Source organism: Streptococcus sp. 10824 (assembly GCF_013276595.1).
In the GTDB taxonomy this organism is placed as follows: Bacteria; Bacillota; Bacilli; order Lactobacillales; family Streptococcaceae; genus Streptococcus; species Streptococcus pseudopneumoniae.
Genome location: NZ_VMLH01000167.1, coordinates 1 through 392 on the forward strand (window position 1 = coordinate 1; position 392 = coordinate 392).

General features: G+C 38.0%; 1 protein-coding gene and 1 tRNA gene. One reads left to right on the plus strand and one right to left on the minus strand.

Going from position 1 to position 392, the window contains the following annotated elements; all coding sequences use genetic code 11:
- On the plus strand, positions 1-307 hold a 307-nt coding region (locus HT701_RS11680), incomplete at its 5' end, for a transposase (protein ID WP_240152380.1).
- Here HT701_RS11680 and HT701_RS11100 read toward each other — a convergent pair.
- Positions 296-369, minus strand: a tRNA-Asn gene (locus HT701_RS11100). The two genes, HT701_RS11680 and HT701_RS11100, sit on opposite strands and share 12 nt — an antisense overlap.
- Between the last annotated feature and the right edge of the window lie 23 nt (positions 370-392).

Here is a 392-nt window from a genome sequence, read left to right on the forward strand (position 1 = left end):
TTTGAATGTTTGGAACGCTGATAACGAGAAAATTGTCAATGCCCTTAAACTAGCCTATTCTAACGCCAAACTAGAAGTCACTAATAATCTCATCAAACTTATCAAACGCAACGCCTTTGGTTTTCGGAACTTTAAAAACTTCAAAAAAAATGACGAAATTTGCCCTTTCTCGAGATTAGCTTTTCATCAACCCACTACAGTTGACAAAGAGCCGAAAAATGTCTCGCCTCTAATAACACGAGATAGATTATTATTACATAACAAAAAAAGAGGCCTAAACCTCTTAACTAAATTACTCCGCCAGTAGGACTCGAACCTACGACATCATGATTAACAGTCATGCGCTACTACCAACTGAGCTATGGCGGATTAAAGCTAAGCGACTTCCCTAT